Source organism: Gordonia soli NBRC 108243, from assembly GCF_000334455.1.
Taxonomy (GTDB): domain Bacteria; phylum Actinomycetota; class Actinomycetes; order Mycobacteriales; family Mycobacteriaceae; genus Gordonia; species Gordonia soli.
Genome location: NZ_BANX01000031.1, coordinates 1 through 17,124, shown reverse-complemented (window position 1 = coordinate 17,124; position 17,124 = coordinate 1). Strand labels below are relative to the sequence as shown.

Genomic DNA, 17,124 nt, shown 5'->3' with positions numbered 1-17,124 from the left:
GCGGTGAACGTCCTGCTCGTCGACATCCGCGCCTGGGACACCCTGGGCGAGGTGTCGGTTCTCATCGCGGCCGCCACGGGTGTGGCGTCGATGGTGTTCCGCAACCGACGTTTTGGTGGCGCACCGCGCGTCGCCGACGCCACCCGACTGCAGAACGGCGTCAACGGCGATCCCGACTCCGACGACGACGATCCGATCCCACCCGATCGCACCACCTGGTTGCTGGGCAGCGGATTCCGCGACCCCCGCCACCGATCGATGGTGCTGGAGGCGACCACCCGACTCATCTTCCCGACGATGGTGGTGCTGTCGGTCTACTTCTTCTACGCGGGCCACAACGCCCCCGGCGGCGGCTTCGCCGGCGGTCTCACCATGGGCCTGGCTCTCGTCCTGCGGTATCTCGCCGGCGGTCGCTACGAGCTCGGCGAGGCCCTGCCGATCGAACCGGGCCGCATCCTCGGTGCCGGCCTGGCGATATCGGCTCTCACCGCGGTCGGCGCCATGGTCGCGGGCGCCCCGGCACTGTCGTCGGCGGTCGTCGAGATCGACGTCCCGGTACTCGGCGACATCAAGTTGGTCACTGCGCTGTTCTTCGACCTCGGCATCTATCTGATCGTGGTCGGCCTGGTCCTCGACGTGCTGCGCAGTCTCGGTGCACGTCTCGACGTGGAGTCGGGCACGATGTCGGGCACGCCCGCTCGCGCATCGGGAGACCTGGGGGCGACGCGATGAGCGTGAACCTCGGTCTGCTGATCGTCGTCGGCGTGATGGCCGCGACCGGCGTGTACCTGCTGATGGAACGCAGCCTGGTCCGGATGCTGTTCGGACTGCTGCTGTGCGGCAATGCGATCAACCTGATGATCATCATCATCTCGGGCGGTATGGGCAATCCGCCGATCCTCGGTCGGGAGTCCGAGAACCGCGCGAACGACGCCGATCCACTCGCGCAGGCGATGGTGCTCACCGCGATCGTCATCACCATGGGCGTGGCCGCATTCATCCTGGCGCTCGTCTACCGACTCTTCGTCCTCAACCGTGACGACGACGACCTCGAGGACGATCCCGAGGACCGCAAGATCCGCGAGGGATCGTTGAAGAACGCTCCCGATCGCGACCGCAGCGACGACCCGTTGACCGGCGCCGACACCTCCGCGGGCGACTACTTCGACGATGCGGGCAACCCGCTGACGCCGGAGGAGTTCGCCGAGCGGCACCGCGAGATCATCGAAACGGACCTGATGCCGACCGACTCCGACGTGGTGGACGAGATGGTCGACGACGTGACCGACGAGACCACCGAGACCGCCGACGGGTCGCCCCGCGACCCCGTCAACCCGGCCGAACGGCACGAGGTGGCCGACCTGCTCGTCGAAGAAGACGCCGACAACCAGGCGGCCGTCGATGCGGCTGTCGGGTCGGGTGAGACACCCGCGTCGGATCGGGACCCCGAGAACCACGATCCAGTGGACCCCGACCCAGAGAACCGCGATCGGGAAGACCCCGATCCGGAGAGCCATGAGCACCGTGACGAGGACGGAGGTGACCCCCGATGACACCCGATCCAACGTGGATTCCCGTCCTGATCACGATGCCCACGCTGGTGCCGATGGTCGCCGCCGCTCTCACATTGCTGCGCGGCCGCAGCCCGGTGCTGCAGCGGGTCGTGACCGTCGCGGCCATCTCGGTGGCCTTCGTCGCCTCGTGCCTGATGCTCTATCTGACCAACACACACGGCACGTTCGCGGTTGCCATCGGCGGCTGGGGCGGCAAAGGATTCCCCAACGGTCCGTTGGGCATCACCCTTGTCGTCGACCAACTGTCGGCGCTCATGCTGGTGGTCTCGACCATCGTGCTGCTCTGCGTCGTGGTGTACGCCATCGGTCAGGGTCTCCGCGACGGCGGCACCACCCAGCAACCGGTCTCGATCTTCCTCCCGACCTATCTCATCCTGTGCGCGGGTGTCTGCAACGCCTTCCTCGCCGGTGACCTGTTCAACCTCTACGTGTCCTTCGAGGTGCTGCTGTCGGCGAGCTTCGTGTTGCTGACCCTGGGCGCCAGCGGTGAACGTGTGCGGGCGGGCGCCTCGTACGTGATGGTCTCGATGGTCTCGTCGCTGATCTTCCTGGCCGGCATCGCGTTCGCCTACGCGACGACGGGCACCCTCAACCTCGCCCAGATGGCCGTTCGGCTCGACGCCGTCCCCGACGGCACCCGCAATGCGCTGTACGCGGTCCTGTTGGTGGCGTTCGGGATCAAGGCGGCGGTGTTCCCACTGTCGACGTGGTTGCCCGACTCCTACCCCACCGCACCCGCCCCGGTCACCGCCGTGTTCGCCGGCTTGCTGACCAAGGTCGGTGTGTACGCGATCATCCGAGCGCACACCCTGCTGTTCCCGGGTGGCTCGATGGACAACATGCTGCTGATCGCCGGACTGCTGACGATGCTGGTCGGCATCTTCGGCGCGATAGCCCAGTCCGACGTCAAACGTCTGCTGTCGTTCACCCTGGTCAGTCACATCGGCTACATGGTGTTCGGCGTCGCGTTGTCGTCCAAATTGGGACTGTCCGCGGCCATCTACTACGTCGCCCACCACATCCTCGTGCAGACCACACTGTTCCTCGTGGTCGGACTCATCGAACGCCAGGCCGGCTCGGCATCGCTCCGACGGTTGGGCGGCCTGCTCGCGAGTCCGTTGCTCGCCGCACTGTTCCTGATACCGGCGTTGAACCTCGGTGGCATCCCTCCGTTCTCCGGCTTCATCGGCAAGGTCGCGCTGATGGAAGCGGGTGCCGAAGACGGCTCCGTGCTGGCGTGGTTGCTGATCGCCGGCTCGGTGATCACCAGCCTGCTGACGCTGTATGTCATGGCCCGCGTCTGGACCAAGGGTTTCTGGCGCGCCCGCGCCGACGCCCCGGAGGGCGAGTTGGCCGACCGCGCACCATCCGCGCTGATCGACGAGAGCGCCACCGACGCCTCGTTCGACGACCGCGCGGACGTCGGCCGGATGCCCATCGCGATGGTCGTGCCGACCGCGATCATGGTTGCCGCCGGGCTCGTGCTGACGCTCTGGGCCGGTCCGATCCTGGGCTTCACCGACCGCGCCGCGACCGACATCGCCGACCGCAACGTCTACGTGCAGTCGGTGCTGGGAGGAGGTGACCACGGATGAGCGACGAACCGCACGGCCCACGTCGGCCGATCGTCTCCACCAAGGGACCGGTCCGTGCACGGCTGACGAATGCGAGACGCGTCTCCCTGTTGTTCGTCTTCTGGTACTTCGTCAGCGGACTGGTGTGGCTACGCGGCCACGTCCGCATCCCGCGCTGGCTGGGCTCCGACAGCCGTGAGGTCGCGGTCCGTCTGTGGACCGTCGGTTGGTTGACGTTCGTCTGGGTCCTGCTGTGGGGCACCGTCTCCTGGGCCAACGTGCTGGGCGGGCTGGTGTTGGCGATCGCGGTCATCACCCTGCTGCCGTTGCCGCGCGTACCGGTCGAAGGTCGCATCCACCCGATCGCGGTCCTGGGTCTGGTCGCACGACTGGTCTTCGACTTCTTCGTGTCCAGCGCACAAGTCGGCTGGATGGCGATCCGGCCGGGCAAGCCGCCGCTGGGCGCGGTGGTCCGGGTGCGCGTCGCGATCAAGTCCGACATGGTGCTCACGCTCGCGGTCGACTACCTCAACCTCGTCCCCGGGACCATGGTCCTCGAGATCGACCACCGTCGTCGGATGCTGTACATCCACGTCTTCGACGTCCGGAACGAGAAGCGGGTCAAGGCCTTCTACAAGCAGGTCGCCTTCGTCGAGCGTGCCTTCATCCGAGCGTTCGAGCGGGACAGCGAATGGCATCCGAGCCCGTACCACGGCATCGACGACGACTACCACCACGTGTCCGCCGAGGACCGGCAGCGTGTGCGGTTCGGACGGGGGGAACGATGACCTACGTCTGGCTCATCGCGAGCATCCTGTTGATGGCGTCGGCGATCCTGACGTCGATCCGGATGCTGCGCGGTCCGACCACACTCGACCGTCTGGTCTCGCTGGACACCCTCGTCGCCCTCTGCATGTGCGGGCTCGGGGTCTGGGCGGCGTACAGCCTCGACTCGACCGTGGTGCCCGCGATCGTCGCGCTGTCGTTGCTCAGCTTCGTCGGGTCGGTGTCCATCGCCCGCTTCCGAGTCCGGGATGACCAGACATGATCGTCGACATCATCAGCGCCACGCTGTTGCTCCTCGGGTCCCTGATGGCGTTCACCGCGTCGATCGGACTGCTGCGCTTTCCCGACACCCTGAGCCGGATGCATGCCGCTACCAAGCCGCAGACCTTCGGGCTGCTGCTGGTCCTGATCGGTGCGATGATCCGGCTCGGCGACAACGTCGACGTCGGGATGCTGGTGTTGTCCTGCCTCTTCGCCCTGATCACCGCCCCGGTCGTCGCACACCGCATCGGACGCCTCGCCTACCAGGAGCAGCGCGCACGAGACGGACTCATGGACCGTGACGACATGGAATCGCCCAACCGGGACTGAGTTCCGAGCGGACACTTCCATCCGCGCGGAGGCTTCCCGGGGCCTGCCGGCCCCTGCGACCTAGGACTGCTCGGGCAGTCGCGCGATACGCCGCAGCAGTGGTGCCGCGTCGACCAGGGTCCGCACCTCGTCAGCGGTCATCTGCGACAACTGATCGCCGATCGCCCGCGACCACACGTCGTCGATCATCCCGGCGTGGCGCCGCGCCTCCGCCGTCATGGCCAGCCGGGCCGAGCGCCGGTCCGCCGGGTCGACGGTCCGTTCGAGCAATCCCTTCGCCATCAGGTGACGCACCGACGTACTGACGTTGGATGTCTGCAGCCCCAGCAGTCGGGCGATCTCCGATACCGTGCACTCCGGTCGCTCGGCGACGGTTCGCAGCACCTCGAGCTCCGAGTTCGGCAGGGCGGTCAGTCCGGCCTGCCGCTCGCCGTAGCGTCGCAACGCCCAGACGACCGTGCGGATGCTGTCGGCGACCTCACGTGCCGGATCCGCGGTCGCCCCGCGCCGTGCATCCGCGGCCCGCCGGGTGTCCGATTGTCGCTCCGCCGCCATACGTGCAACCATACATCTATGGTTAGCTCTAAAATTAGAACTAATTTGATGACCGATCCGATCGTGACCTCACGGTCGGAGGCCGCCGTGCCGCCGATCATGCTCATCGCATTGGCGCTGCTCGCAGCGGTGCCGCCCCTCGCGACAGACATGTACCTGCCCGGGTTCCCGGCGATGGCCGACGAGTTCCGAACATCGCCGTCGACGATCCAGTTGACGCTGACGACCTTCATGATCGGTCTCGCGATCGGACAGTTGATCATCGGTCCGATCTCCGATCGGCTCGGTCGTCGGCACCTGCTCCTGGCCGGCACGTCGGTGTGCATCGCGGCGAGCGTCGCGTGCGCCCTGGCCCCGAACGTCGAGTTCCTGCTGGTGTTCCGATTCCTCCAGGGCTTCACCGGAGCTGCCGGGATCGTGCTCGGTCGCGCCGTCATCTCCGACCGCGCCCACGGCGCCCAGGCCGCGAAGGCCTTCAGCGTCGTGATGGCCATCAACGGCATCGCGCCGGTCGCGGCACCGCTGCTCGGGGGCGTCATCATCGAGCAGTCGGACTGGCATGTGGTGTTCTGGGTGCTGACCGCGCTCGCAGTGGCGATGCTGCTCGGCGTCATCCTGCACATCGGCGAGAGCCATCCGCCGGAGCTGCGCAGCACCGGGGGCATCGGCAGTGTGCTGACCGACCTCCGCGCGGTGGTCACCGATCGCCGCTACCTCGGCTACACCATCACGTTCGTCTTCGGGTTCGGCAGCATGTTCTCCTACATCGCCGCATCGCCGTTCGTGTTCCAGGACCTGTTCGGCCTCTCCACCATCGCCTTCTCGACCGTCTTCGCCTGCAATGCAATCGGTCTCATCGCGGCGAACATCCTCAATGCCAAGCTGGTCGACCGCCTGGGCGCGCGCATGCTGCTCCAGGTCGGTCTGGGGGTGCTGGTCGTGTTCACCGCCGCGCTGGTCGTCGCGACCCTCGCGGATGCCGGCCTGGCGGTCACCGTCGTGCTGCTGTGGGTCGCCGTCTCCAGCGTCGGCCTGGTCATGGCCAACGGCACGGCCCTCGCCGTCGAGCAGACGCGACGTACCGCCGGCAGCGGCTCGGCAGTGCTCGGTGCGGCCCAGTTCGGACTCGCCGCGGCGGTGTCGCCGCTGGTCGGGATCGGCGGTGCGGCAACGGCTGTGCCGATGGTAGTGACCATGCTCGGCTGTGCGCTGATCGCCGTCGCAGGCCTCGCGCTGACGCGCGGTCGGGCCGGGCAGCGCGCGCCCGAGGCGACTTAACCCAACTCGTCGACGACCGATCGCACGACCTCACGCACACTGCCGGTCCGGTCGTGCACGGCTCGCTGCCGCTGGTAACTCGCTCCGCGGGTGATGATGTCACCGACCGAGGCCAGCTCCGACTCGCAGCTCAACGATCGTGCCACCGGTGTCAGCCGCTCCAACAGTTCGGCGAGATCGTCGGTGACCAGTCGTTCGTTGCACTGGGCATCTTCGATGATGATCGCGTCGAGGCCGTATCGCGCTGCGCGCCACTTGTTCTCCTGCACCAACCACGGCGCCATCTGCGGGAGTTCCTCGCCCGCGGTCAGCCGACGATCGAGGTCGACGACGAGGCAGTGGGTCAGCGCGACCAGTGCGGCCAGCTCACGCAGGTTCGACACCCCGTCGCAGACGCGCACCTCGATGGTGCCCAGATGCGGCGACGGCCGGATGTCCCACCGGATCTCGTTGATGTGGTCGATGATCCCGGTGGTCTTCTGATCGGCGACGAACGCCTCGAACTCACCCCAGCCGGTGAACTGGAAGGGCAGGCCCGCTGTCGGCAGCTGCTGGAACATCATCGCGCGATTGCTCGCGTAACCGGTGTCCTTGCCCGACCACATCGGTGAGGACGACGACAACGCCAGCAGGTGCGGGTAGTACTTCAGCATCGAACTCAGGATCGGGAGCACCTTGTCGCGGTTGTCGATCCCGACGTGCATGTGCACACCCCAGATCAACATCTGCCTGCCCCACCACTGCGTGCGCTCGATGAGCTCCGCATATCGGTGCCCCTCGGTGAGCAGCTGGGTCGACCACTCCGCGAACGGATGCGTACCCGCGCCGTACAGGTCGACACCGAGATCCTCGGTGAGGTCGCGCACCACCGACAGCGTGCCGGCGAGGTCGTCGATCGCCTCGCCGGTCGTCCGACAGATGCCGGTCACCAGCTCGACGGTGTTGCGGAGCAGTTCCTTGTGTATCTGCCCCGCATGCTCGGGAGCTCGCTCGGCGACCGCCGCGAACAGGTCGGCAGCCGAGTTGGACAGGTCACCGGTGACCTTGTCGGTCAGGGCCAGCTCCCACTCCACACCGAGCGTCGGTGTCGGCGAAGCCTTGAACGGGATCGGGTCGATCATTCCGCCTCGCTCACCGACGACTGGTCGTCACTGCTCACCGACGACTGGTCGTCACTGCTCACCGACGACTTGTCATCACTGCTCACCGACGAGGAATCGTCACTCGTGGGCTTCGATGACACCGCAGGCGATCCGCGAACCGGCGTCGCCGGTCATCAGCGTCTGCTCGTCCGGCTGCGGTGCGTACCGGGTCGGGATGTTGCCGAAGTTGTCCGGCTTCTCGTGGATGATGATCGACTTGCCGACGATCTGCTCCAGCGTCACCGCGTCGGTGGTGGTCACGGTCTCACCGGAACCGTCCGGCAGGACGTTGATGGACACCAGGTCGCCGCTGGCCGGATGTGTGGTGCGGCCGCCGACCTGGAGGTGGCCACCGGCGGAGGTGAAGGCCTCGCTGCCCGTCTGGCACTCCCCGCGCTGGTGGAGGTGCATCCCGTGGAAGCCGGCAGGCAGACCCTTCTGCACCTTGACCGTCACCTTGACCGACGATCCGCTGGGCACGAACTCGGCGACACCGACCGGCTGTCCCTTCGAATCGATGAGATTGGCGGTCGCGTTCTCCTTCGGGGAGTCGCCGATGCCGTCGGCGGGGTCGACCTCACCGGGAGGTGCCTGGTTTCCGGTGACCACCGATGGCGTGGTGCCGGGTGCGTCCGTCGGCGGCTCGTCGGGAGTACATCCCACCAGCGCGCCGCCGATCGCACCGATCGAGGCCACCGCCGCCAGCGTGCGGCCGCGGCGTCCGCGGACCACGGTCGCGAGGATGGATTTCGAACTGACGGTCATGTCGCTCCTTCTCGGTTGCGCCGACCGGAGGATCGGCACGCAGGCTGTCGTTGTCTGGCGGATGTCAGCGGGTCACCACGATGACGGGGATGCCGTCGGTGCACTGGGTGAAGGAGGACGGACGGGGATCGACGCTGGTGTCGTCACCCAGGTCGCCGGCCACCTTGTCGGCGTCGGTCTTGTCGCCGTCGTCGTAGAAGACGGTGTTCTCGGTGATGGTGCCGGAGCTGATGTTCCCCGGAGATGCGGTGCGGTATCCCTTGGCCTTCAGCTCGTCGGTGACCTCACCGGCGAGTCCCGCGACCGAGCCGGCATTGAACACGCACAGACGCTTGGTGGACGAGTTCTCCGAGGAAGCCGCAGAGGTGGCAGCCGCACTGGATGTGGGCGTGCTCGCACTCACGCGGCTCTGGGCCGCCTCGAGTCCCGCCTCGGGGTCCTCGTCGCCGGTCGCCGCGGAATGCCATCCGAGACCGATGAAGACGACTGCCACGGCCAGCAGCAACATGGCGCCGGCCCGCAGCGGAAGGCGGTTCGGTTCGCGATCAGCATTCATCACCCGAAACCTTAACGCACATCCTCGTAGCGCCTGCTCCACGCAGCGCCGGTCTGGTCATGCATCAAAGGATCAGCAGTCCCCACCGAAAGAACGTCAGGTGATCTCGAACCCGAGCCGCCGGGCGGCGCGCGCCTTCTGGCGCGATGCACGCAACCGCCGCAGACGCTTGACCAGCATGGGGTCCACGGCCAGCGCCTCGGACCGATCGACGAGTGCATTCAGGATCTGGTAGTACCGCGTTGCCGACAGGCCGAAGAGTTCCTTGATGGCCTCTTCCTTCGCCCCGGCGTACTTCCACCACTGCCGCTCGAAGGCCAAGATGTCGTGTTCGCGTCGGGAGAGTCCGTCCGGTCCGACCTCGTGCGGGTCGACGTGGGAGGGTTGCTCGGCCGATGGTTCCGTAGAGGGCTCGCCGCCCTCTTTCTGGCTACGCGCTGCTGCGCTGTCCATCTCGCTCCCTCAAGATCGCCCTCGTGCTCGACACCATCGTGCCCTGATCGTCGGCGGCTCCGCTCTCCGACGGCGGGATCGCGTCGTCGCGCCGAAATCACAGCAGTGTGGTTCGTTGATATCTAACCACGATCCACTATCCGAATCCGGTTGTGACTCGCCCGCACCGCCGACGCCTCGACGCGGCACCGACCACCGTGGGCGGCGATGGGAGAAAGGCCATGGCCGCGCAGTAATCTGGCCGCATGGCTGTACTCCCGATCTGCATCGTCGGCGAGCCGGTGCTGCACCGGCCGACCGTACCCGTCGAACTCGACGCCGACGGCAAGCCCTCCCCGGAGACCGTCGCGCTCCTCGACGACATGTACGCGACGATGGACGCCGCGCACGGGGTCGGATTGGCGGCCAACCAGGTCGGCGACGGACGCCGGATGTTCGTCTACGACTGCCCCTACGGTGAGTCCCGCGCCGCCGCACGACTCCGTGGCGAGGTCATCAACCCGGTGCTGGAGACCTCCGAGGTCCCCGAGACGATGCCCGACCCCGACGATGACGACGAGGGATGCCTCTCGGTCCCGGGAGAGCAGTACCCGACCGGGCGCGCCGAGTGGGCGCGGGTGACCGGAGTCGACCGGGACGGCGAGCCGGTGGTGCTCGAGGGAGACGGGTTTTTCGCGCGGATGCTGCAGCACGAGACCGGCCACCTCGACGGTTTCCTCTATGTCGACGTGCTGGTCGGACGCCACGCCCGCGCGGCGAAGAAGTCGATCAAGCGCCACGGCTGGGGCGTTCCCGGCCTCACCTGGACACCCGGCACGGTGGTCGACCCGTTCGGCCATGACGACGAGGACTGACCGGCTGACGTGTCGGGAACCGACGAGCCACCCGTGACGGGGCCCGAAGTGCCACCTGTGTCGGGAACCGACGCGGCACACGGTGGCCCCGTGGCCGCCGCGCCGATGGTCGGCGACCGGGTGGTGATCCGCTACCGCCTCGGCACCGGCACCCCGTCCGATTGGCGTGGCGCCTCGCGCGCAACCCTTTCCGACGTCACCGGCCGACTCGTCGACGATGGCGATCCGCTGGTCGTCGAGCGTGACGGCACAGCCGAGTCGATCCCGGCCGCGGCCGTCACCTCGATCCGGTTGCTGTCCGGGGTGACGGTGCGCAACTCCGAGATCCGGTCGCTGGAGGTCGCCGCCGCGAATGCCTGGCCCGGCATCGAGTCGGACCGGGTGGCCGGGTGGCTGGTCCGGTCGGGTGGCGGGTTCACCCGACGCGCCAACTCAGCCGTCCCCATCGAATTCGGCGCCCGCCCAGACGGTCCCACACTCGACGCCATCCGTTCGTGGTACCGCGACCGCGGTCGGTCCGCGCTCGTCGCCTCGGTCGATCGCCTGTTGCCCGCCGGGGGACCGGGCATCGGGACACCCGTCAGTGACGAGGTACAGGTGCTGGTCCGCGATCTCGGTGCGCCCGAACCGGTGTCGGGCAGCCACGCGGTACTCCTGGCGGACGAGCCGACCGACCACTGGCTGCGCGCGTATCGCGGGCCGGATGTCGATCTCGAGATCTCTCGTGCGGTGGTGTCGGCGGTGGCCGACGGCTCGGTCACCTTCGCGACCGTCACCGACCAGGCCGGAAGAGTGGTCGCCATCGGGCGTGGGGCGGTCACCCTGTCCCAGCGCGGCGACCCATGGCTCGGGATCACGGCGTTGTGGACGTCCCCGGACCACCGCCGCACCGGCGCGGCGAGCGCGGTGATGTCGGCGCTCACCACGTGGGGCACCGGTCACGGGGCGCCACGCGCCTACGTCCAGGTGGAGGGGACCAACCGTGTCGCGGGTGGTTGGTACCGCCGACTCGGATTCGGCCTCCACCACAGCTATCACTATCTGTCCCTCCCCGACCAGCCCGTCCCCGATTCACAGATGTCGCCCGACAACCCGCCCCGACCCGACGTGGAGGGCTGACCGGCCGCCCCGCCATGACATACGGTTGACCCGATGTCTCGCCGCGCCACCACGTCGTCCCGTCGCCGCTCGGCGCTCGTGACCGCCATCGTGCTCGTCCTGCTGCTGCTCGCCGTCGGTGTCACGTATTGGCTCGACTCCTCCGACGATCCCCGGCGTTCGGCCCCGCCCGGTTCTGCGGCATCCAGTTCGGTGAAAACCAGTTCTGCGGCGTCGACGACCGGTCGTGACGCGAGGCCGCCGACGAGGACGAGCGCCGCGCGACCCACTGCTCAGACCTCACGAAATCCGGCCGCAGTGCCACCGCGTGTCCTGCGCACCCTCGCCCTCATCGATGCCGGCGACTGGCCCGACGCGGCGAATGCGCCGGGGACTCGCGGCGGGATCGTCTTCCGCAACAGCGAACGTCGACTCCCGGCCACCGACGCGTCCGGCCGTCGGATCAGCTATCAGGAGTGGGACGTCAACCCCAAGCGGCCGGGCCGGTCCCGCGACGCCGAACGCATCGTCACCGGCAGCGATGGCCGCGCCTGGTACACCGCCGACCACTACGACACATTCGTGCTCATCCGGGAGGGCGGTCGATGAGCGGATCGATTCCGTTGCGGCAGTTCATCCGCGACTCCGGCGACGTGGGACCCGTTGTCGGGATACTGGAGTCGCAGCGATTGCCGCGCTCCGTGCCGGGTATCACCGCACGCACGCTCGACGGTTCGATGATGACCACCGTGTCAGGCCTGCTGGACGAATTCACCCGCCGCTGGGATCTCGCGAAGACGGCCGGGCGCAATCGCGATGCACTCGACGATGCGATGCGCGACCTGGACGGGCCTGCGGTGTCGGCCGGTCGCCCGACCCCGGACGGGTATCTGACCCGGATCGTGCACGCAGATGCCATCCTGACCTCGGCCCCCGACGAACTCGGCTGGTTCGCCGAATCCCTCGTCTTCTATCGCGACCACTACCGCGACCACACACGGCCCGCGGCATCTTTCGGGGTCCTGCTGCTGACGCTGCCGACTCTCCGTGAATCGGTCGCCGATCGATGGCGCGCTGTCGGTGTCACACCGGCCGAGGTGACCGGCTGATGCGTATCGCTACCTGGAACGTCAATTCGGTTCGCGCGCGGTCGGAGTCGATCGTCGCGTGGATGGAACGGTCGGACATCGACGTGCTGGCCATGCAGGAGACCAAGTGCTCCGACGACCAGTTTCCGGTGATGAGCTTTCTGGCCGGCGGTTACGACGTCATGCACGTCGGGCAGGGCGCCTACAACGGTGTCGCCATCGCGTCCCGGGTGGGCCTCGAGGACGTCCACGTGGGTTTCGATCGGCAACCGTCGTTCGCCGACGCCGCGGGCGTCGAGGCCCGAGCCATCTCCGGCGTCTGCGATGGTGTCCGGGTCTGGAGCCTGTACGTGCCCAACGGTCGGGATCTCGACGACCCGCACTATGCCTACAAACTGGAGTGGCTGACGGCCCTGCGTGACACGGCCGCGCTGTGGCTCGCCCACGATCCGGCGGCCCAGATAGTGCTGGCCGGGGACTGGAATGTCGCGCCTACCGACGAGAACGTCTGGGACCCGGAACTGTTCGCCGGCAAGGTGCACGCGTCGGACGCCGAGCGCGCGGCGATCGCCGCCTTCGTCGACGCCGGATACCTCGACTCGGCGAAGCCCTACACCGACGGCTACACCTTCTGGGACTACACGCAGCTCCGGTTCGCCCGCGACGAGGGCATGCGCATCGACTACCTGATGTGTTCCCCGGCGGTCGACGACCGGGTGCGTGGCGCGGTGGTCGACCGCGATGCCCGCAAGGGCAAGGGTGCCAGCGACCACGCCCCGGTCATCATCGACCTCTGACCAACGACCCGATCTCGTAGAAGTTCCTCCCGGAATACGGGAACTACTTCTACCGAAACGCGTTGTGGGAGAATCAGTCAGCGATCAGGTGAACCCTCCCGAAGAGTCCACCCGCCTCACGCTGTCGACGAATGACGTACTCACCGGGCGCGATGCCGGTGGCGCCGTGCTCGGGATGGATGAGGTACGCGGTCACATCGGTCCGCAGCAGTCCGAGTGCGAGACCCTTCTCGTCGCGGATCGTCGTCGCCCAGGTACACATCCCGGCCTCGGCGACCAGGGTGTGCGGATTGCCGCCGGCAGCGCTGCGCAACAGTTCGATTCCCGACGCCGGCACCGGGACACGTCGCGGCCGGGGCGACACCACGATGTCGTCGGCGATCACCGAGCGTGGGACGACCAGGAGGTCACCTTGCGCCTGGACGCCGTCGACGATCGGGATGGTGACGCTCTGGTCGAGGTAGTCGAACACCTCGAGGCCGGTGGCAGACGTCAGGTCGGAGAGGGTGATGGTCGAGTTCGGCGCGATCGAGTTCATGGTGGTCACCTGTGGTTGTGCGGACATGGATGGAGAAGGACGTGCTGATGGTGTCGCGGCTGCGCCGCGATGTCGGAGAGACGGGGTGAGCTACCGCTGCAGTCGTGCAACAGTGCCGTCAGGTCCGGCGGACGAGCTGCGCATAGTCGGAGCCGGCGATGCCGTAGGTCCACCCCGCGGCATCGAGTGCGGTCGGTACCCAGCCGGGGATCTGGAGTCCGTATCGCCGCCGCCGGCCGTCCCGTTCGCGAGAACCGTTGACGGCCAGCAGGATCTTGGCGTTCGTCCGCCAACCGCGCGGTGTGGTGTAGAGCTGCAGGACACTTCCGGGATTGCCCGGATCGTCGGCCTGGTCGACCATGGACAGGCCCGCCTGGTCGAGGTAGGTGTCCCATCCGATCCGCTCGATTGCGGTACGCCGGACCTCGATGTTGCGTTCGCGTGAGATGCGCTCGGGGGTCGGGTCGACGATGACCCACTCGGGGACGACGGTGCCGTGGACGACGTGCACTGATCGACCATCCGAAAACTCCAGCGCTGCAGCGTCGTCGCAGTGCATCCGCAGCTCGCCATGCACCCCGCCGGGCGCGGCTTCGGTGAGCAGCCGGGTCGGACGCTCCGACATGATGCAGACGTCGTCGAATGCCCACCACCATCCGGTCGATGCAGCCAACGTCTCCTGGAGGTGAGCCATGGCCAGATCGTCATCGCGGAAGGTCGCGAGACCGGCACGGCTCGCCGCATCGACGACGGCGAGGTGGTGGATCTCCTGCTGGCCGTACCAGGCGACCACCCCGCCGAGAGGTCGCATGAGTGTCCGGATGGTAGCTGCAACACCACCGAAAACGCTGGTGTGCAACGAGTCCCGCACAGCGCGACAGAGCACCACCTGAGGACTGACGCCGACGTCGAGCGCCTCCGCGACCGTCATCGGCATCACCGCCAGACCGCCCAGGCGCGCCTCACGCATCATCGAAACGGGCTCGGGGAGGTGGGCGTTCATCGACGTGCGCGATCGGGTGATCGCTCGGGCGATGTCGGTGGCGGCGGACACCTCGCCGATCGGTGAGGTCAGCCTCTCGGCGTCGATGAGTTCGGCGCCGGCAGCCGGCGACGGTACCCAGAGGACCTGCGGCACAGGATGACCCGACATCCGATAGAGATCGGTGACAGCGGCTTCGGCTGATACACGATCGGCCGGATCGGTACACAACGCGTATCGCAGCCAGTGATCACGGACGTCGGTGATCAGTGCGGGGAGTTCGGAAGATGCGACTCGATGTCGAGTCCGAGGGAACGGCACGGCGCTCACGCGATGGTGGCGGTGTCCGCCTTTCCGGTAGTCATAGCGACCAAGAGTGGCACGCTCGGCCGGCGAGCGCAAGACCCACCCACCGCGATTTCGTAGTACGGAGCGACTCCATGCATCGGTTCGTACTACGAAATCGGCTGGGGCTCAGTTGTCTTGGTCGTCGAGCTTGGCGGCGACGTCGGCCGGGAAACCGCCGGTGGCGATCGGACCCCAGCGGGTGGGGGTGACGCGGATCAACGACTTGCCCTGGGTGCGCATGGCGGCCCGGTACTCGTCCCAATCAGGATGCTCGCCGGAGATGCTGCGGAAGTAATCGACGAGCGCATCCTCGGCCTCGGGGAGGTCGAGCACCTCGGCTGTGCCGTCGACCTGGACCCAGGCCCCGTTGAACTCGTCGGAGAGCACACAGAGGCTGACCTGTTCGGTCCGTCGGGCGTTGGCGGTCTTCGCGCGACCCGGGTAGGTGGCGACGACGATCCGACCGTCGGCGTCGACCCCGGCGGTGACGGGCGACATCTGCGGCGAGCCGTCGGAGCGGACCGTCTGCAGGATCATCTTGTGCCGACCGGAGAGGAACTCGAGCAGTTCAGAGCGGTCCACGGTGTCGGCGGTGGCGACGGTTCTCGGCATGGGATCAACCCTACGCCGGGCCGGTGTCCGCCCCCGAAACGCATTCTTCGGGTGTGACGCTACTTCTGCGAGGCGGCAGCCAACGCAGGCTTCATCTGGTCGAACGCGAACGGGATCGAGTTCGGCGACGGCTCGTTGAGACCGGTGATCTGAACGGTCGAGAGCATCGAGTTCGCGCCCTTCTTGGACGACGAGAGGTTCTTGTAACCCGGCAGCCCCTCGAACCTCTTCTGCAACTGAGGCGTCGACGCCGCGATGACCAGCAGGTCGGCGTTCAGCCACGGGAGGTTCTCCGCGCTGATCTGGATGCGCGGCTGACCGGTCTTGGTGCTCTCGCGCACCAGTCGCGGCGCGATCTTCAGCCCCAGCGAACTGAACAGCTTTGCCGCACCATCGGACTCGTCTCCGAGAACCGAGATCTGGTCGGAACCGTAGATGTACGCGAACGCGTACGTCTTGCCCTCCAGCCCCGGGTACTCCTCCTTGATGGAAGAGATCTTCTCGTCGACGCCGTTGATGATCTCCTTGGCCTTGTCCGGCTGATGCAGGATCGTGCCCATCAGCGTGACCATGTCCTGCCACGGGTCGATCTGCTCACCACTGATCTTGTCGATGGTCGGCGCGAGCTTGGCCAGCGCCTCGAAACCACCTGCCATCGAGGCGAATCCGGGAGCCAGGATCAGGTCGGGCTTCAGCTTCGCGACCTCGGCGACGATCTCCTCGTTCGGGTTCAGCAGCGGGACGTCGTTCAGCTTGTCCCCGAACCACGGCGGGGTGGTGCCCGACTGCAACTTGATGCCGTCGTAGTAGCCGACCGGGGTCACACCGAACGACAGGGCGACGTCGGTCCACTGTCCACCGAGCGTCACGATGCGCTTCGGCGTGCCGTTGACGGTCACCGACCGACCGTCGGGCAGGTTGATCTGCACCGGCGCACTGTTCTGCCCCTCGTCGGGCGACGAGCAGCCCACTCCGACGACCGCGACCACGGCGATCACCAGCATCGCGAGTCCGGACTTCAACCTGGACACAGGGTCACTCCCTCTTCTGCCCTACGGGCGGTGATTCTGTTCAGCCCTGCGGTGGGTCAGGCGGTGCAGGGGATCATCGCGTAGGCCGCGATGTCACACACGCTGCGGCTGGTCATCTTCCACTTGTTGTCCATCCAGATCCAGCTGAGCTGGCGGTAGCGAGAGCCATTGCCCACCAGCGACATCTGCAGACGCGCCGACAGCGTGTTACCGCTCTGGGTGACCGGGGCGACCATCTGGTAGGTGAAGCCCGCGCCGCTGACCCGGAGCATCTGTGCAACCTGGTCGATCGAGGTGAGTCCACGGGCGCCGCTCTGCAGCTCCGATGCACGCGCGGCGCGCGAGGCCCCGGTGTTCATGATCAGCTTGATCTTGGTGTTGAGCTGGCCTGCGGTCAGCGGCTGCGGCGCGGCGGCCGCCTGCTGCTGGGTCTGCGCGGGTGCCTGGGCGGCGGGAGCCTGCCCCTGCGGCGCGGCGGCACCTGCCTGCGGGGTCTGCTGCG

The 17,124-nt window shown here is 67.4% G+C and carries 22 protein-coding genes; 12 read left to right on the top strand and 10 right to left on the bottom strand.

Annotated features, from left to right (window positions below):
* From mbhE to mnhG, 6 genes are all read left to right on the top strand, one after another.
* Positions 1 to 732: hydrogen gas-evolving membrane-bound hydrogenase subunit E (gene mbhE / locus GS4_RS19375; protein ID WP_007623732.1), on the top strand; the 732-nt coding region annotated here is incomplete at its 5' end.
* Positions 729 to 1,553, top strand: a complete 825-nt coding sequence (locus tag GS4_RS19370; protein WP_007623731.1) for a Na(+)/H(+) antiporter subunit C — start codon at positions 729 to 731, stop codon at positions 1,551 to 1,553. The genes mbhE and GS4_RS19370, both read left to right, overlap by 4 nt.
* A complete protein-coding gene (locus GS4_RS19365) occupies positions 1,550 to 3,169 on the top strand; it encodes a Na+/H+ antiporter subunit D (RefSeq protein WP_007623729.1) in 1,620 nt (539 codons plus the stop codon). The genes GS4_RS19370 and GS4_RS19365 overlap by 4 nt, the downstream gene beginning before the upstream one ends.
* Complete coding sequence (locus GS4_RS19360; protein WP_007623727.1) at positions 3,166 to 3,936, top strand: Na+/H+ antiporter subunit E; 771 nt, start codon at positions 3,166 to 3,168, stop codon at positions 3,934 to 3,936. The genes GS4_RS19365 and GS4_RS19360 overlap by 4 nt, the downstream gene beginning before the upstream one ends.
* A complete protein-coding gene (locus GS4_RS19355; protein WP_007623725.1) occupies positions 3,933 to 4,196 on the top strand; it encodes a monovalent cation/H+ antiporter complex subunit F in 264 nt (87 codons plus the stop codon). Before GS4_RS19360 ends, GS4_RS19355 begins: the two co-directional genes overlap by 4 nt.
* Entirely contained in the window at positions 4,193 to 4,525 is a 333-nt protein-coding gene (gene mnhG, locus GS4_RS19350) for a monovalent cation/H(+) antiporter subunit G (RefSeq protein ID WP_007623723.1), read from the top strand. Before GS4_RS19355 ends, mnhG begins: the two co-directional genes overlap by 4 nt.
* Positions 4,526 to 4,585: 60 nt before the next feature.
* Here the strand turns inward: mnhG and GS4_RS19345 are convergent, their stop codons facing one another.
* Positions 4,586 to 5,080 (bottom strand): MarR family winged helix-turn-helix transcriptional regulator, encoded by a 495-nt coding sequence (locus GS4_RS19345; protein ID WP_007623721.1) that lies wholly within the window; start codon positions 5,078 to 5,080, stop codon positions 4,586 to 4,588.
* A 48-nt stretch (positions 5,081 to 5,128) separates the two neighbouring features.
* Here GS4_RS19345 and GS4_RS19340 point away from each other — a divergent pair, with 48 nt between their 5' ends.
* Positions 5,129 to 6,358: a multidrug effflux MFS transporter gene (locus GS4_RS19340; RefSeq protein WP_007623713.1), complete on the top strand. Its 1,230-nt coding sequence runs from the start codon at positions 5,129 to 5,131 to the stop codon at positions 6,356 to 6,358.
* Here the strand turns inward: GS4_RS19340 and GS4_RS19335 are convergent.
* The 4 genes from GS4_RS19335 to napA form a co-directional block, all read right to left on the bottom strand.
* A complete protein-coding gene (locus tag GS4_RS19335) occupies positions 6,355 to 7,479 on the bottom strand; it encodes a glutamate--cysteine ligase (RefSeq protein ID WP_007623712.1) in 1,125 nt (374 codons plus the stop codon). The genes GS4_RS19340 and GS4_RS19335 overlap by 4 nt on opposite strands.
* A 99-nt stretch (positions 7,480 to 7,578) precedes the next feature.
* Positions 7,579 to 8,265, bottom strand: a complete 687-nt coding sequence (locus tag GS4_RS19330; RefSeq protein ID WP_007623711.1) for a superoxide dismutase family protein — start codon at positions 8,263 to 8,265, stop codon at positions 7,579 to 7,581.
* Between the two features lie 64 nt (positions 8,266 to 8,329).
* The gene (locus GS4_RS19325) at positions 8,330 to 8,821 is read right to left on the bottom strand and encodes a LytR C-terminal domain-containing protein (protein ID WP_007623709.1); all 492 of its coding nucleotides are present in this window, start codon (positions 8,819 to 8,821) and stop codon (positions 8,330 to 8,332) included.
* 96 nt (positions 8,822 to 8,917) lie between these two features.
* Positions 8,918 to 9,274, bottom strand: a complete 357-nt coding sequence (gene napA / locus GS4_RS19320; protein ID WP_007623708.1) for a nucleoid-associated protein NapA — start codon at positions 9,272 to 9,274, stop codon at positions 8,918 to 8,920.
* Positions 9,275 to 9,519: 245 nt separating this feature from the next.
* Here napA and GS4_RS19315 point away from each other — a divergent pair, with 245 nt between their 5' ends.
* Genes GS4_RS19315 through GS4_RS19295 form a run of 5 tightly spaced genes read left to right on the top strand, consistent with a single transcriptional unit; the run spans position 9,520 to position 13,111 of the window.
* Positions 9,520 to 10,128, top strand: coding sequence for a peptide deformylase (locus GS4_RS19315; protein ID WP_007623707.1), 609 nt, complete (start codon positions 9,520 to 9,522; stop codon positions 10,126 to 10,128).
* 9 nt (positions 10,129 to 10,137) lie between these two features.
* A complete protein-coding gene (locus GS4_RS19310) occupies positions 10,138 to 11,247 on the top strand; it encodes an N-acetylglutamate synthase, CG3035 family (RefSeq protein ID WP_007623706.1) in 1,110 nt (369 codons plus the stop codon).
* 33 nt (positions 11,248 to 11,280) lie between these two features.
* Positions 11,281 to 11,835 carry a guanyl-specific ribonuclease gene (locus tag GS4_RS19305; protein ID WP_007623705.1) on the top strand — a complete coding sequence of 185 codons (555 nt, stop codon included), beginning with the start codon at positions 11,281 to 11,283 and terminating at the stop codon, positions 11,833 to 11,835.
* Positions 11,832 to 12,335, top strand: a complete 504-nt coding sequence (locus tag GS4_RS19300; protein ID WP_007623704.1) for a barstar family protein — start codon at positions 11,832 to 11,834, stop codon at positions 12,333 to 12,335. The genes GS4_RS19305 and GS4_RS19300 overlap by 4 nt, the downstream gene beginning before the upstream one ends.
* On the top strand, positions 12,335 to 13,111 hold the full coding sequence (locus GS4_RS19295; RefSeq protein ID WP_007623703.1) for an exodeoxyribonuclease III: 777 nt from the start codon (positions 12,335 to 12,337) through the stop codon (positions 13,109 to 13,111). Before GS4_RS19300 ends, GS4_RS19295 begins: the two co-directional genes overlap by 1 nt.
* Positions 13,112 to 13,184: 73 nt before the next feature.
* On the opposite strand, the gene GS4_RS19290 is transcribed toward GS4_RS19295, so the two are convergent.
* From GS4_RS19290 to GS4_RS19270, 5 genes are all read right to left on the bottom strand, one after another.
* Positions 13,185 to 13,649 carry a DUF8820 family protein gene (locus tag GS4_RS19290; protein ID WP_007623701.1) on the bottom strand — a complete coding sequence of 155 codons (465 nt, stop codon included), beginning with the start codon at positions 13,647 to 13,649 and terminating at the stop codon, positions 13,185 to 13,187.
* A gap of 118 nt (positions 13,650 to 13,767) precedes the next feature.
* Positions 13,768 to 14,802 (bottom strand): DUF6745 domain-containing protein, encoded by a 1,035-nt coding sequence (locus GS4_RS19285; protein ID WP_245555777.1) that lies wholly within the window; start codon positions 14,800 to 14,802, stop codon positions 13,768 to 13,770.
* Positions 14,803 to 15,105: 303 nt separating this feature from the next.
* The gene (locus GS4_RS19280; RefSeq protein ID WP_007623696.1) at positions 15,106 to 15,591 is read right to left on the bottom strand and encodes a PPOX class F420-dependent oxidoreductase; all 486 of its coding nucleotides are present in this window, start codon (positions 15,589 to 15,591) and stop codon (positions 15,106 to 15,108) included.
* Between the two features lie 59 nt (positions 15,592 to 15,650).
* Positions 15,651 to 16,622, bottom strand: a complete 972-nt coding sequence (locus tag GS4_RS19275) for an ABC transporter substrate-binding protein (protein ID WP_007623694.1) — start codon at positions 16,620 to 16,622, stop codon at positions 15,651 to 15,653.
* 56 nt (positions 16,623 to 16,678) lie between these two features.
* Positions 16,679 to 17,124 (bottom strand): MTB12 C-terminal domain-containing protein (locus GS4_RS19270; protein WP_007623691.1); only part of this gene is annotated, 446 nt, incomplete at its 5' end.

Bases quoted from the DNA above. Each gene is read 5' to 3' on its own strand.
- GS4_RS19370 (WP_007623731.1), top strand. From the start codon at position 729: ATGAGCGTGAACCTCGGTCTGCTGATCGTCGTCGGCGTGATGGCCGCG.
- GS4_RS19365 (WP_007623729.1), top strand. From the start codon at position 1,550: ATGACACCCGATCCAACGTGGATTCCCGTCCTGATCACGATGCCCACG.
- GS4_RS19360 (WP_007623727.1), top strand. From the start codon at position 3,166: ATGAGCGACGAACCGCACGGCCCACGTCGGCCGATCGTCTCCACCAAG.
- GS4_RS19355 (WP_007623725.1), top strand. From the start codon at position 3,933: ATGACCTACGTCTGGCTCATCGCGAGCATCCTGTTGATGGCGTCGGCG.
- mnhG (WP_007623723.1), top strand. From the start codon at position 4,193: ATGATCGTCGACATCATCAGCGCCACGCTGTTGCTCCTCGGGTCCCTG.
- GS4_RS19345 (WP_007623721.1), bottom strand. From the start codon at position 5,080: ATGGCGGCGGAGCGACAATCGGACACCCGGCGGGCCGCGGATGCACGG.
- GS4_RS19340 (WP_007623713.1), top strand. From the start codon at position 5,129: ATGACCGATCCGATCGTGACCTCACGGTCGGAGGCCGCCGTGCCGCCG.
- GS4_RS19335 (WP_007623712.1), bottom strand. From the start codon at position 7,479: ATGATCGACCCGATCCCGTTCAAGGCTTCGCCGACACCGACGCTCGGT.
- GS4_RS19330 (WP_007623711.1), bottom strand. From the start codon at position 8,265: ATGACCGTCAGTTCGAAATCCATCCTCGCGACCGTGGTCCGCGGACGC.
- GS4_RS19325 (WP_007623709.1), bottom strand. From the start codon at position 8,821: ATGAATGCTGATCGCGAACCGAACCGCCTTCCGCTGCGGGCCGGCGCC.
- napA (WP_007623708.1), bottom strand. From the start codon at position 9,274: ATGGACAGCGCAGCAGCGCGTAGCCAGAAAGAGGGCGGCGAGCCCTCT.
- GS4_RS19315 (WP_007623707.1), top strand. From the start codon at position 9,520: ATGGCTGTACTCCCGATCTGCATCGTCGGCGAGCCGGTGCTGCACCGG.
- GS4_RS19305 (WP_007623705.1), top strand. From the start codon at position 11,281: ATGTCTCGCCGCGCCACCACGTCGTCCCGTCGCCGCTCGGCGCTCGTG.
- GS4_RS19300 (WP_007623704.1), top strand. From the start codon at position 11,832: ATGAGCGGATCGATTCCGTTGCGGCAGTTCATCCGCGACTCCGGCGAC.
- GS4_RS19295 (WP_007623703.1), top strand. From the start codon at position 12,335: ATGCGTATCGCTACCTGGAACGTCAATTCGGTTCGCGCGCGGTCGGAG.
- GS4_RS19290 (WP_007623701.1), bottom strand. From the start codon at position 13,649: ATGAACTCGATCGCGCCGAACTCGACCATCACCCTCTCCGACCTGACG.
- GS4_RS19285 (WP_245555777.1), bottom strand. From the start codon at position 14,802: ATGTCGGGTCATCCTGTGCCGCAGGTCCTCTGGGTACCGTCGCCGGCT.
- GS4_RS19280 (WP_007623696.1), bottom strand. From the start codon at position 15,591: ATGCCGAGAACCGTCGCCACCGCCGACACCGTGGACCGCTCTGAACTG.